The sequence below is a fragment of the Actinokineospora guangxiensis genome, assembly GCF_042657845.1.
Lineage (GTDB): Bacteria > Actinomycetota > Actinomycetes > Mycobacteriales > Pseudonocardiaceae > Actinokineospora > Actinokineospora guangxiensis.
In genome coordinates this window covers 164,760-177,868 of the sequence record NZ_JBHSKF010000014.1, presented here as the reverse complement: position 1 = coordinate 177,868, position 13,109 = coordinate 164,760, and the positions used below count along the sequence as shown (strand labels likewise).

The 13,109-nt window shown below is 73.5% G+C and carries 12 protein-coding genes; 7 read left to right on the top strand and 5 right to left on the bottom strand.

Features of this window, described 5'->3' with window-relative positions:
* Positions 1–42 precede the first annotated feature (42 nt).
* Positions 43–1,728 (top strand): PAS domain-containing protein, encoded by a 1,686-nt coding sequence (locus tag ACFPM7_RS23895; RefSeq protein WP_378249979.1) that lies wholly within the window; start codon positions 43–45, stop codon positions 1,726–1,728.
* Between the two features lie 130 nt (positions 1,729–1,858).
* Complete coding sequence (locus ACFPM7_RS23890; protein ID WP_378249978.1) at positions 1,859–3,031, top strand: FAD-dependent monooxygenase; 1,173 nt, start codon at positions 1,859–1,861, stop codon at positions 3,029–3,031.
* A 9-nt stretch (positions 3,032–3,040) separates the two neighbouring features.
* Here ACFPM7_RS23890 and ACFPM7_RS23885 read toward each other — a convergent pair whose 3' ends face one another.
* A complete protein-coding gene (locus tag ACFPM7_RS23885) occupies positions 3,041–4,054 on the bottom strand; it encodes a methyltransferase (protein WP_378249977.1) in 1,014 nt (337 codons plus the stop codon).
* A 246-nt stretch (positions 4,055–4,300) separates the two neighbouring features.
* Between ACFPM7_RS23885 and ACFPM7_RS23880 the strand changes: the two genes are divergently transcribed.
* From ACFPM7_RS23880 to ACFPM7_RS23860, 5 genes are read left to right on the top strand one after another with little or no spacing between them, the layout of a single operon-like run.
* Positions 4,301–5,056, top strand: a complete 756-nt coding sequence (locus ACFPM7_RS23880; RefSeq protein ID WP_378249976.1) for an SDR family NAD(P)-dependent oxidoreductase — start codon at positions 4,301–4,303, stop codon at positions 5,054–5,056.
* Positions 5,053–6,273, top strand: coding sequence for a pyridoxal phosphate-dependent aminotransferase (locus tag ACFPM7_RS23875; protein ID WP_378249975.1), 1,221 nt, complete (start codon positions 5,053–5,055; stop codon positions 6,271–6,273). Before ACFPM7_RS23880 ends, ACFPM7_RS23875 begins: the two co-directional genes overlap by 4 nt.
* Positions 6,270–6,977, top strand: a complete 708-nt coding sequence (locus ACFPM7_RS23870; RefSeq protein WP_378249974.1) for a tryptophan 2,3-dioxygenase family protein — start codon at positions 6,270–6,272, stop codon at positions 6,975–6,977. Before ACFPM7_RS23875 ends, ACFPM7_RS23870 begins: the two co-directional genes overlap by 4 nt.
* 7 nt (positions 6,978–6,984) lie before the next feature.
* Positions 6,985–7,890, top strand: a complete 906-nt coding sequence (locus ACFPM7_RS23865; RefSeq protein ID WP_378249973.1) for an SDR family NAD(P)-dependent oxidoreductase — start codon at positions 6,985–6,987, stop codon at positions 7,888–7,890.
* A 32-nt stretch (positions 7,891–7,922) separates the two neighbouring features.
* A complete protein-coding gene (locus ACFPM7_RS23860) occupies positions 7,923–9,014 on the top strand; it encodes a flavin-containing monooxygenase (protein WP_378249972.1) in 1,092 nt (363 codons plus the stop codon).
* Here the strand turns inward: ACFPM7_RS23860 and ACFPM7_RS23855 are convergent.
* Genes ACFPM7_RS23855 through ACFPM7_RS23840 form a run of 4 tightly spaced genes read right to left on the bottom strand, consistent with a single transcriptional unit; the run spans position 8,992 to position 13,107 of the window.
* A complete protein-coding gene (locus ACFPM7_RS23855) occupies positions 8,992–10,077 on the bottom strand; it encodes an NAD/NADP-dependent octopine/nopaline dehydrogenase family protein (protein WP_378249971.1) in 1,086 nt (361 codons plus the stop codon). The two genes, ACFPM7_RS23860 and ACFPM7_RS23855, sit on opposite strands and share 23 nt — an antisense overlap.
* Positions 10,074–10,718, bottom strand: a complete 645-nt coding sequence (locus ACFPM7_RS23850; protein ID WP_378249970.1) for a class I SAM-dependent methyltransferase — start codon at positions 10,716–10,718, stop codon at positions 10,074–10,076. The genes ACFPM7_RS23855 and ACFPM7_RS23850 overlap by 4 nt, the downstream gene beginning before the upstream one ends.
* Positions 10,715–11,893: an acyl-CoA dehydrogenase family protein gene (locus tag ACFPM7_RS23845; protein WP_378249969.1), complete on the bottom strand. Its 1,179-nt coding sequence runs from the start codon at positions 11,891–11,893 to the stop codon at positions 10,715–10,717. Before ACFPM7_RS23845 ends, ACFPM7_RS23850 begins: the two co-directional genes overlap by 4 nt.
* The gene (locus ACFPM7_RS23840; protein WP_378249968.1) at positions 11,890–13,107 is read right to left on the bottom strand and encodes a cytochrome P450; all 1,218 of its coding nucleotides are present in this window, start codon (positions 13,105–13,107) and stop codon (positions 11,890–11,892) included. The genes ACFPM7_RS23845 and ACFPM7_RS23840 overlap by 4 nt, the downstream gene beginning before the upstream one ends.
* Positions 13,108–13,109 lie beyond the last annotated feature (2 nt).

The window sequence follows — 13,109 nt, the reverse complement described above, 5'->3', positions numbered from 1 at the left end:
GGCAAAGTCACCCGGTCAGCCGTAGACACGGACGAGGAGCCCATGCCCGCCCTGCTCCAGCACTTGCAAGCCGCGCCGGTCGCCATTTGGACAGTGGACCGCAACCTGGTGTTCACCTCGGTCGGGGGTGGCCTGTTCACCATGGTGCCCTTCCCCGTGCCCGCGGTTCCCGGGGGGAAGCTGACCGACTTCCTGGGGATCGGTCAGCCCAGGCGCACGGGGATGGCCAGCCTCAACTCCCATCTGGCCGCCCTGCGCGGTGAAGTGTCCCAGTCACGAGTCGGCATGCGCCGGGGCGCGTCCATGCTCACCTGCTGGCCGCTGCGCGAGGACGGCGCCGTCGTCGGCGCGCTCGGCATGATCGTGCCGCTGGAGGAGCGGTACGCGGCCGAGTTCGGCGACGCCGACGCCAAGGACTGGTTCAGCCAGATCATGGACCACTCCCCCGCGGCGGTGCTGGTGCGCGATCGGCACCGCAAGCTCGTGTGGGCCTCCCCCGCCTACTCCCGCCAGATCGGGCTCTCCTTGGAGCAGCTCGTGGGCAGCGGTCTGGACGACGTCTTCCCCGCCGAGGTGGCCTCCACCATGGGCGAGGTGTACGACCAGGTGCTGGACCGGGACAAACCGTCGAGCGCACTGGTGGAAGCGGGGGGCCAACACGTCGACATGGTGGTCTTCCCCATGCAGGCGCGAACCGGCGAAGCGCTGCTCGGGACGGTCGCGGTCGATGTGACCGAGCGGGTTCAGGCCGAGCTGGGCCACCGGGCGGCCGAGCAGCGGTTCGAGGAGTTCATGAGCTACTGCCCGGCCGGGGCGTACCTCAAGGACTCGGCCGGGCGCTTCGTGTGGACCAACAGGGCCTTCCTCGACGCCTACGGGTTGACCGAGGAGGACGTCACGGGGCGGACGTTCGCCGAAGCCCTGCCCGGTGCCGGTTCGGCCGATGAGGTGTCGCTGGACGAGAGGGTGCTGCGAGGCGGTGAGCCCGCGGTGAGCACCGGGACGTCGGTGCGGCGGGACGGGACGGCCGTCCACCAGGTGGGTTACCGGTTTCCCGTCGTCGCGGCCGATGGCGAGCGGCTGCTCGGGGGCATCTTCCTCGACAACTCCGCGGCGGTGTCGGCTCGCGAGGACGCGCGCCGCGCCACTTCACGCCACCAGCGGTTCTTCGACCGCCACCCGGCGCCGATGCTGCTGGTGGACGAGTGGGGCGTCATCCGGGACGCCAACCCGGCCCTGTGCGGGCTGCTGCGCAGGCGGCTGAGCGCGTTGCGCACCCTGCGCCTGGCGGAGGTGGCATCGGCGCCCGACGAGCACGGCGACCCCGCCGCTCTGCTGGCGGCAGGCCCGGACGGCGCGCGCCGGGAGCTGGTGTTCGCCATGCCCGAGGGGCATCCCGCGCTCCGGTGTGCGGTCAGCGGCATCCGGATCGACGATCATCCGGTATCGACCCTGCTGGTCCTGGACGACGTCGAGCCGGACCGGTCCGGGGTCATCAGTCTGAGCAGGGCCGAGTGCGACGTGCTGGAGTGGCGGGCGGCGGGGAAGACGGCCGCGGCGGCGGGCACATCGCCCCACTCCGCGACCTACGTGGCCCGGAAGCTGGCGCAGCGGCTGGGCTGGCCGTCGAGCGCCGCGGCCATGACGGCACGGGCGTACGTCGAGGGCGTGCTCGACGTGCGCACGTGGCCGCCCCGGGTCGCCGACGCGTTCCGCGCGGAGGGCTGACGATCGGCGCACCGGGCCCGCAGGACACCTCCGGGCAGCCCGTCCGGGCACCCCGCGCTCGACTCCGGCCTGGTTAGCATCGCCGAATCCGGCTCTTTCGCAAGCCAGTCCTCTCGGGACTCCAGGAACGGTGGTGCTCGTGGTGGAGCAGCGCAAAGCAGTGGTCATCGGGGGCGGCATCGGTGGACTGGCGGCCGCGTGCGGGCTCCGCGCGGCGGGGTGGGAGCCGGTGGTCTACGAGCGCTCACCCGAGCTCCGCGAGGTCGGGGCGGGGTTGTCGGTGGCGCCCAACGCCGCCCGGGCGCTGGATTGGCTGGGACTGGGCGAGTCGTTGCGCGCCGCCGCCCAGCCCCAGGGGATCGGGGTCAAGTCCCGGAGTGGCCGGTGGATGGTCCGGCTGCGCGAAACCGACCTGGTCGGCCGGTACGGTGCCCCGATGTACGCCATGCACCGCGCGGAGTTGCACGGCCTCCTCGTGGAGGCGGTCGGGTCCGACGGTGTGCGCTGCGGCCACCGGGCCGTCGGCATCGACAACCACCCGGACGGGGCTACCGTCCGGTTCGAGACCGCGTCCGGACCCACCGAGGTCGCCGCGGACCTCGTCATCGCCGCCGACGGTGTGCACAGTCGCACGCGCTCCGCGCTGTTCCCCGACCACGGCGGAGCAACCTACGCCGGGTACGTCTGCTGGAGGGGCATAGCGCCCGCAGGAGCGGTGACCCCGCGGAACCACCCGATGTGGACGGACACATGGGGGCGCGGGGGGCGCTTCGGCGCGGCGCCGCTGACCGGTGGTCGGGTCTTCTGGTACGCGAGCGCGGGCGGCGCGGAGGGATCGATGGCCCAGGTGGGGTTGTCCGATCTGCGCGAGCGCTTCGCCGGGTGGCACGACCCCATCGGGGCGCTGCTGGACGCGTCGGACCCGGCGACGCTGCTGCGCAACGACATCTACTACCTGGGCGATCCCCTGCCCGAGTTCGCCGTCGGCCGCGTCGGCCTGCTCGGCGACGCCGCGCACGCCGTGACGCCCGACATCGGGCAAGGGGCCTGCTTGGCCGTGGAGGACGCGGTGGTGCTCGCCCAGAGCTTGGCGCGGCACAGCGACCCCGGCGCCGCGCTGCGCGCCTACGACCGCGCGCGCAGGCCGAGAACGCAGAAGCTGGCGGCGCTGTCCGGTCGCTCGGCACGAGTCCAGCAGACGGGGCACCCGGTCGCCGCCGCGCTGCGGGACCTGGCGGTGCGGCTGACGCCCCGGCGGGTGTACCTGGCGGCGGGCGCCGAGGCGCTGGCGTGGCGGCCGTGAGCCGGTCGCTCACCGCGCCCCGGCGACCAGCACGTCGAACGGTCCGATCGGGGTGCGCTCCCGCAGGCGCAGCCCGGCCGCGGTGAACAACGCGTCGTACTCGGCCTCCGTGCGCTCCTGTCCACCGGTGTTGACCAGCATGTTGAGATCGCTCATCACCATGCCCGCCGCCGCGGGTCCCGCGGTGTCGGGCAACACCGGCTCCACGACGACGATGGCGCCGTCGCCGGCCATCGCGGCGCGGCAGCTCGACAGCAAGCGAACGGCGTGCTCGTCGTCCCAGTCGTGCAGGACGCTCTTGAGCAGGTAGACGCTCCCTCCCTCGGGGAGGTGCTCGAAGAAGTCGCCGACGCACACCTCGGCCCGGTCGGCGACGCCCGCGGCGTCGAAGACGCGCGGCGCGTCGACGACGGCGGCACCGAGATCGACGAGCACTCCCCGAACACCGGGCGCGGAGGCGAGGACCTGCGCGAGCAGCGTGCCGTTCCCGCCTCCGACATCGACCACGCTGGCGGAGCGCGAGAAGTCGAAGGCGCCGACGATCTGGGGCGCCACCGCCAAGGTGAACTGCTCCATCGCGGCGTTGAACACCGCGGCTTCGTCGGGGTGCTGGGCGAGGTGGTCGAAGTGCGACGTGCCGACGACCTTGTCCCAAGCGGGCAGCCCCGTGCGCACGGAGTACTCCAGCCGGCCCCAACTGCGCCAGGCCTCGGGGCCGTTGACCACCAAGGCCATGCCGTGCAGGGAGTCGGGCACGTCGGAGCGCAGCGCGTCGCAGAGCGGCCCGGGTGCGAAGTCACCGGGCGCGTCCTCCACCAGCACGCCCAGACAGGCGAGCGCGCGCAGCAGCCTGCGCAGGGCGGCCGGATCGGTCCCGGTCTCCTCGGCCAGCCGGGCCGCATCGGACGTGCCCGCCGCCACCAGGTCGGGCAGCCGCAGCTTGGCCGCGACGTGCACCACCTGGGAGGTGGCGAGTCCGAAGAGCATCGGCATGAGGGCGGTGCCGGGCCGGGTCGCGCTCATGGTGGCGTCCTCTCGGTTCGGGTGGTGGAACAGATCGGCAGCGGTCGACCCGGCGCCGTGCACGGCGGGCCCCGCTCCCCGGTCGAGCATCACCCGCGCGAAGCGGACGGGCGCTGCCCCGGTGAGGTGGCCGGACGGGTACTCCGCCGAGGGGGCGGTGGCCGCCCACCGGGGACCTAGCGTCGAGGTGAGCCGGACGGCGCGTGCCGCGCCGCGAGAGCCGGGGCCGACCCCGCGGGAGTGGCGATGGGATTGCACGGCAAAGCAGTGGTGGTGACCGGGGCGGGCACGGGGATCGGGGCGGCGACGGCGATCGCCGTCGCCGCCCGCGGCGCGTCCGTCGCGCTCGTGGGGCGCAGGCGCGACGCGCTGGAGGACACCGCGGCCGCCGCGCGGGACCGCGGGGCGCGCCAGGTCGTGGTCATCGCGGCCGACCTCGCCGTCGACGCCGACGTCGAGCGGGTCGCCGAGATCGCCTTGGCCGAGTTGGACGGCGTGGACGGGCTGGTCAACAACGCGGGGGTCGGCCGGTTCGCGCCGCTGCGCGAGGCGGACGTGGCCGATCTGCGCTACATGTTCGACCTGCACGTGACCGCGCCCGCACAGTTGATCCAGGCCTTCCTGCCCAGTCTGGTGCGCCGCCGGGGCTCGGTGGTGAACGTGACCTCGGTGGCGGGCTCCCTGGCCGCACCGGAGCGCTCCTTCTACGGGGCGACGAAGGCCGCCGCCAACCACCTCACCCGCTCCCTTGCCAAGGAGCTGGCACCGGCTGTCCGCGTCAACGCCGTGGTGCCCGGGCCGGTGGACACCCCCATCTACGACCAGCTGCCGCTGTCCGCGGACGGTCTGGCCGACTTCCGCGCGGCGTTGGTGGCCGCGACACCCGCGGGCCGCTTCGGCACACCCGAGGAGGTGGCGCCGTGGATCTGCGCGCTGCTGGACACCTCCGCCGCGTGGATGACCGGCGTCCTGCTGCCGGTGGACGGCGGGCGGTGCGCATGACCTCGACAGCGACCCCGGGTCCCGCGCGCGCGGGCGCCATCCCGCCGTCGGCGGTCCACGCGATCTACCGCTCCGTCAACGCCTGGCAGGACCGCACAGGCCGGCGGGTGGCCCGCTTGGACGTCGGAGAGCCGTTCTTCTCCCCGCCGGTCGAGGCGGTGGAGGCGATCGTCGAGGCGGTCCGGTCCGGGCGGACGGGCTACACCAGCGCCGAGGGCATGCTCACCCTGCGCGAGGCGCTGGCGGACAAGCTCACGAGCCGAGGTCAGGACACCGACGCCAACCGCGTCCTGGTGTGCACGGGCGCGGCTCAGGGGCTCACCGCGCTGATGACCTCGCTCGCCGACCCCGGCGAGGAGATCCTGCTGCCGGCGCTGCACTGGCCGATCTCCCTGCAGCAGAGCTTGCTGGCCGGGCTCACCCCGGTCTGCTACGGCCTGGGCAGCGACGGCGCGCCGGACCCCGAGGCCGTGCTCGCCGCGGCGAGCCCGCGCACCCGGATCCTGCTGCTGAACTCCCCCGCCAACCCGACGGGCGCGGTGCACGATCCGGCGCTCACCGCGACGCTGCTGGCCCTGGCCAGGGAGCGGGGCTGGCAAGTGGTCAGCGACGAGGCGTACGAGGACTTCGTCTACGCGGGCGCGCACGTCAGCGCCGCGTCCCTGGAAGCCGACGTCCCGCCCGCGGAGCGCGTGGTGTCGGCGGTGTACAGCTTCTCCAAGTCGTACGCCATGACCGGCTACCGGCTGGGTTACGTCGCGCTGCCCGACGCTGATCGCGCCGCGACGTTCCGCGTGGTGCAGGAGGCATCCATCCTCAGCTCACCGACGCCCGTGCAGCACGCGGGGTTGGCGGCGCTGGGTTCGGGGGCAGTCGCCGCCGCCCGGGGGCTGGTGGCCACCAACCGGGCGTCCCTCGCGCCACTGGTGGGCGCGGGCCTGCTCGACCGGCTCCCGGCGGGCGGCTGGTTCGCCGTGCTGGACCTCGCCGCGATCGGCGGTGGCGACGCCGACCGCTTCGCCGCCGACCTGTTGGAAGCCGAGGCGATCGCGCTGGCGCCCGCGAGCGGCTTCGCCCTGCGTCCGGGCCCGGGCGGTGCGCTGAGCCCCGACCCGTCCGCGACCAGCAAGTTGCGGCTGGCCTTCTGCGGTGACCCAGCGGTGGTCGCGCGGGCGGCGGAGCGGGTGGCCGACTTCGCCGGGCGGTGGCGCCCATGAGCGGTGTCACCTACTCGGGCTACTTGCGGCTGCCGGAGCTCTTGGGCGCGATCCGCCCGTTGACCCCGTCGCACGACCGGCGCACCCACTCGGCGGAGCACTTCTTCATCGTCGCCCACCAGACGTCCGAGCTCTGGCTGCGGCAGGTGTTGGTCGACCTCGACGTCGCCGTGCACGCCATCGGTGTCGACCGGCCCGCCGTCGCCGCGGACGCGGTGACTCGCGCGGCGAACGCGGTGCGGCTGCTCGCCGACCAGGTGATGCTGCTGCGCGCGCTCGCACCGAGGGACTTCGCCGCCTTCCGGGACAGGCTCGGCAACGCCAGCGGCGCGCACTCGGCGCAGTTCCGCTCGTTGAGGAGCGTCCTCGGCGTCAACCGCCCGGAGGATGAGGGCGCGCTCTGGACCGGGCTCGCGGCCGCGGCGGGCCGCCGGGCCACGACGGTGGCCGACATCTACGCAGAGGGCGGCGAGGACAACCCTTTGCTGCGCGTCGCCGAGGCCATGGCCGATCTGAGCCAGGCCTACTGGGCGTGGCAGGTCGGGCACGTCGAGGTCGTCCGCCGCGCCATCGGCGACGCGCGCGGCACCGGCCGCACCAGCGGCGCGCAGTACCTGGCGGGCCGCCTGGGCGCGCCGTTCCCCCAGCTGTGGGAAGCCCGCACCCGGCTGCACGACGGCTCCTCGATCCCCCTCCCCAGATAGGATCCCCATGCCCCGTCTCACCGGCCCCGTGCTGATCACGGGCTGCTCCTCCGGCATCGGCCGCGCCACAGCGGAACACCTGCTCGCCCGTGGTTACGCCGTCTGCGCGACCGCGCGCGACATCGGCACGCTGTCGGCGCTGGCCGACGCGGGCGCGGAGATCGCTCGTCTCGACGTCACCGACGCCGACTCCTGCGCGGCGGTCGTCGCGGGCCTGGAGGACCGGCATGGCAGCGTCGCGGCTCTGGTCAACAACGCAGGCTACGGCGAATACGGTCCGGTGGAGACCGTGCCGCTGGACCGGGCGCGCCTGCAGTTCGAGACCAACGTGCTGGGCATGGCGCGGATGTGCCAGCTGGTGTTGCCGGGGATGCGCAGGGCCGGTGGCGGCCGCATCGTCACCATGTCCTCGGTCGGCGGCCGCATGACGTTCCCCGGCGGGGGCTTCTACAACGCGTCCAAGTACGCGGTGGAGGCCGTTTCCGACGCCCTGCGGTTCGAGGTGGCCCCGTTCGGGGTGGCGGTCAGCGTCGTCGAGCCGAACCTCATCCGGGGCACGCGTTTCGAGGAGCACGTCGGGTCGTCCCTGGCGGGCAACACCGACCGGCGGGGGCCGTACGCCGGTCTCGGGGCGGCGATCCGCGACCAGATGGACCGCTGCTTCGAGAACCCCAGGATGAGCACCCCGACCGTCGCGGTCGCCCGAAAGGTGGAACGCGCGCTGAGCGCGCGTTCCCCGCGGGCGCGCTATGTCGTTTCCGTGAGCGGGAAGCTGATCCTGCTTTCCGGAGTGGTGTTTCCCGCCAAGTCGATGGACTCCATCCTGCGCAGGCAGTTCGGCTTGTCCAAGGACGGCGCGTACAACGGGAAGTACTCCGGGCTGCGGGCCCGGGAGGAGGCGGATAGCATCTAGTTATTGACCAATAACCCACGGAAACGGCGGTCATGACGCAGCGAACTGATGTCCTGGTCATCGGCGCGGGGCAAGCGGGCCTGTCCGTCGGGCAGTTCCTGGCGCGGACGGAGCTGAGCCTGCGCATCGTCGACGCAGGACCCCGGATCGGGTGGGTGTGGCGGCGGCGTTGGGACTCGTTGCGGCTGTTCACGGCCGCCAAGCACAACGACCTCCCCGGTATGGCTTTCCCGGGCGATCGGGACGCTTTGCCCGGCAAAGACCACGTCGCCGACTACTTGCTGTCCTACGCGCAGCGATTCGATCTGCCGGTCGAGTGCGGCGCCCCGGTCGAGCGCCTCACCGCCGAGCGCGGCGGACCGGCCCGCTACCGGGCGGTGACCGGTGACCGCGACCTGTGGGCGGAGCAGGTGGTGGTGGCCACCGGTCCAACCGGCACCCCGCGAATCCCCGACCTGGCAGGCAGCATCGATCCGGCGGTCGCGCAGGTGCACGCGGCCGAGTACCGCAACCCCAACCAGTTGCCCGACGGTCCGGTTCTGGTCGTCGGCGCGGGGAACTCCGGCGCCGAGATCGCCGTCGAGCTGGCCCGGACCCGCGAGGTGTGGCTGGCCGGGCGCGAGGTGGGAACCCTGCCGGTCAAGCTGGCCGGACTCCCCTACCGCCTGCTGAACCGCTACGTCACCTCCGACACCCGGTGGGGCCGGTCGTTGGCGCGCGGCAACTCCGGGAAGGGGACGCCGCTGGTCCGGCTCACCGAGGACGACCTCACCCGCGCGGGTGTCCGCAGACTGCCGAGGGTCGACACCGTCGACAAGGGGATGCCGGTCGCGGGCGGCAGGCTGGTCCAGCCCGCCGCCATCGTCTGGTCCACCGGGTACGTCCGCGACTTCTCCTGGATCGAGCTGCCCGTGCTGAACGACTCCGGCGACCCCGACCACCACCGCGGGGTGGTCCGCGGAGAGCCTGGCCTGTACGTCCTCGGACTCCCGTTCCTGCACTCCTTCGCCTCGTCACTGCTCATGGGGATGGAGCGCGACGCCCGCCACATCGCCGAGACGGTGCTGCGCAGGCACCGCTCGGCGGGGTGGCGGACGCCGCTCACCGCTGGAGGCGGTCCATGATCTCGGCCGCGGTGAGGTTCGCCCAGCCCAGCCGGTCGAGCGTGCGACCCTCGCGGCGGTAGTCCTTTCCCGCCAGCACGGATGCGAAGGTCACCACCGCCTCGACCATCGGCACGGGCACGCCCGCGCGCTCAGCTAGCCCGATCAGCGGCACCAGCGTGCACGAGACATCCTCGTGCAGGAAGCGGTGGTCCAGCGAAGCGGGAGAGCGGATGTCCTGGTAGGGAACGACTCCGCTCATCGCCCGCAGCACGTCCGTGGAGTCCTCGCAGCCGTAGTAGAGCTCGAGCAGCCGCGCGGGGGCAGGCACCCGCGCCCCGTAGGCGGAGGCGACGTCGGCGAACTCCCGCCCCACCTGTTCCAGCAGCACCACCGTCCGCTCGCTCAACCCTTCCCGGTAGAAGAGGACCCGCTCACCGCGGTCGATGCCTGCCAGGTTCGCCAGCGCGATCGGCGCGTGGGCCACTGCTCCGAAGTCGACCAGGCCGCGTTCCACCATGTGGCGAGCCGGTTCGACGCCGGGGAAGAGCCGCCGCATGAGCTCGGCGTGGCGGGCGGTGGCGCTCTGGCTGAGCCCGGAGAACAACGTCCACCGCTTGCGCCCCAGAACCCGCACTCCGTGGTCGCCGTCCGGGCGGGCGGCGAACAGCGCGTCGGTCTCGACGACGTCCGGCAAGCCAGTGCCCGCCGCGGCGGCCAGCGCCGCGGTGAAGGCGGCGCTGCCGCACAGCTTGGAGGAGAAGAGCACCACGATGTGCTCGGGTGTGAGCGTGGGGGCCAACCGGGCCGCCACCTCGGCGTAGGCCGTGGTCACCGTGGCGATGAACACCAGCCGTGCGCCTGTCACGGTCTCGTGGGCGTCCGCAGTGACCGCGGACAGCGCGAACTCGCCGTCGATCGCTCCGCGGGCCCGGATGCGCCGGGTGTCCCGGATGGCGGCGATGCGGTCGGGGTGGCGGGTGCACAGCGACACCGGGTGCCCGGCCGCGGACAGGTGCGCGGCCAGCGCGAGCCCTTCACCCCCGGCGCCGACCACCACCGCGGGTTCACCGTTGCCGCTCACGCGCCCTGCTTGCGCCGGAGCAGGTAGCGCCAGGGGTCGAACCACCCCTTCTCGAAGGCCGTGCGGAGCAGCTTCGACCCTGTTCCGTAGCGCAGCATCTCGCGCCCGGCCAGGCTTTGCGCCGACACCACCTCCCAGCCTTGGAACCGGGCGCGGATCTCGTCCTCGCGCACGCCCTTGAGCACCGGGTGCTGGGCGAGCGCCAGCATCAGCAGCAGCGCTCCGGGCTTGGCACGCGAGGTGACCCCGGGGACGTAGCGGTCACGCATGCGGGCGGGCAGGCCGTGGAAGCAGCCCGCGTCGATGATCAGGTCTTGTCCGCCGGGGACGGCCAGGTCGTCCAGCTCGGTCACGTCGCCCTGCACCAGTCGTGCCGTGGCGCCCGCGGCGGCGACCCGGTCCCTCGCGGTGTCGACCGCGTCGCGGACCAGGTCGACGCCGGTGACGTCCCACCCGTGGCGGGCGAGGTAGAGCGCGTGCCTGCCGTGGCCGCACCCGAGGTCGAGCGCCCGGCCCGGGCCCAGGGCCCGCGGGCCCTCGACGAGGTCGCGCACCGCGTCGTCCGGCCCGTCGCTGGACTTGGGGTTGAACGGCGACTTGTACAGCAGGTTCACGATCGCTCGGGTCGCCAGTGAAGTCATGTCCCGACCAGTCCTTCCTCGTCTCGGCCGCCCGCCTCCGGGACGGCCAGCAGTGTCGCCGCGACGGTGCGCAGCTGGATGTTCGTGGTGCCCTCGTAGATCGAGCCGACCTTGGCGTCGCGGTGCAGCCGGGCCACGGCGGAGTCAGCGGTGCAGCCGAGCCCGCCGTGCACGTCGACGGCCAGCGTGGCCGTGCGCTCGGCCACTTCGGCGGCGAACAGCTTCGCGCCCGCGCAGGAGCGCATGCGGGTGGCGGCGTCCGCGCCTGACTCGACGGCCGCGGTGGCGGCGCTCAGCAACGCGCGGGCGGCATCGATCTCGACCGCGGCCCGCGCCAGCGCGAAGCGCACCCCCTGGAAGGCGCCGACCGGCCTGCCGAACTGCTTGCGGTCCTGGGCGTGCCGCACGGCCAGGTCGAGGGCCCCGCGGGCCAAGCCCACTTGCTGGGCGGCGATGCCGAGCTTGCCGATGTCGAGGACGGACACGACGACCTCCGCCCCCCGTCCCAGGCCGCCCAGCACGTCGTGCTCGGGGACCCGCACCGCCTCCAGCACCACCGGGCAGGTCGAACTGGCACGCACACCGGTGGTGTCGACCCGCTCCCCCACGCGCAGCCCGGGGGCGTCGGCCGGGACCAGGAAGAGGGTGAGGCCGCTCTCCGCACGGGCGCACACCAGGAACAACGACGCTTCCGCGGCGTTGGTGATCCAGGCCTTGGCGCCATCGATGCGGTGACCACCGGGCGTGGGCGAGGCCGTCGTGGTCATGGCGAAGGCGTCGCTGCCCGCACCGTCTTCGGACAGCGCGAAGGCCGCCACGGCGCCCCCGGCCAAGCGGGGCAGCCAGCGCCGCTGCTGATCACCCGAGCCGTGCCGCAGCAGCGCGGCGGCGACCAAGGCGTTCTGGACGTCGACCAGCACCGCCACGGCTGGGTCGACCACGGCCAGTTCCTCGATCGCGGCGAGCACGTGGCGCAGCCCTCCGCCAAGGCCGCCGTAGCGCTCGGGCACCTCGATGCCGAGCAACCCGGCCTCGCGCAGCTCGTCCAGCAACGCCGGGTCATAGGCCGCGGCCCGGTCCATCGCGGTGGAGCGTGGCGCGACTCTGGTGCGGGCGAACGCGGACACCGCCGTGGCGAACTCATCGGGAGCGCTGTCTCCGAGCGGTGTCGTCACGCCGCCACCCCCGCGGGCCGCAGCGCGACGGGGAGGCTGCGCAGGCCGCGCAGGACCGGCGACGGGACCCGGTGGACGGGCCCGGTCACCTCGACCCGGTCGACCCGGCGGACCAGGTCGCCGAACAGGGCGCGCAGTTCCATCCTGGCCAGGTTCGCACCGAGGCAGAAGTGGGGACCGTGACCGAGGGCGATGTGGCGGTTGGGGGTCCGATCGACCAGGAAGCGCTCGGGCTCGGGAAAGGCCCTCGGGTCGCGGTTGGCCGCGGCGTTCCAGACCACGACCCGGTCCCCCGCCGCGACCGGCGTGCCCGCGATCGCGGTGTTCGCGGTAGCGGTGCGCAGCACATGCATGCCCGGGGTGGTCCACCGCAGGACTTCCTCCACTGCCGGGGGGAGCAGGTCGGGTCGTTCGCGCAGTGCGCGCCACTGGTCGGGATTGGCGGAGAGGGCGAGCACGCCGCCGGACGCGGCGTGCCGAGTGGTCTCGTTGCCGCCGATGATGAGGTTCGTGCAGTTGAGCAGGACCTCCTCCACGTCCAGAGGTGAACCGTGCACCTCGCCGTGCACCAAGACGCTGACGAGGTCGTCGCCTGGGCGTGAGCGCCGTTCGCGGGCCAACCGGGCGTAGTAGTCGAAGATCTCGCCGTAGGCGTCGGCGCGGTCGGCGGCGCTCACCGCGCCCGCGTCGAGCCCGGGGTCGCCGCCGCCGAACGCGGTGCTGGTGAGGTGGTACATCCAGTCGTGGTCGGCGGCGGGCAGGCCGAGCAGCTCGCACACGACGGCCACGGGGAGCCGGGCCGCGACCGCGTCGACGAACTCCACCTCGCCCTCGGCCACGGCCCGGACGAGCAGGTCGCCGACGAGCTCCCGGACCCGGCCCTCCAGCTCGCGCAGGACCCGTGGGGTGAAGGCGCCTGCGAGCACGGCGCGCAGCGCGGTGTGGCGCGGCGGGTCGGTGACCACCAGCATCCGGCCCGCCGCCGGATCGGCGGAGACCCCGAGCACCATGCCGCGCTCGGAGGTGAAGAGGGCGGTGTCCCGGTAGACGGCGAGAGCGTCGGCGTACCGGGTCACCGACCAGAAGGACGACCCGTCGGCCCGTGTGGTGCGGTGCACCGGGTCGCTCTCGCGGAGTTCGGCCCACACGGCGTCGGGGTCGCCGTGGGCGTAGAGGTCGGGATCGGCCAGGTCCACCGCGGCGCCGGTCGACACCG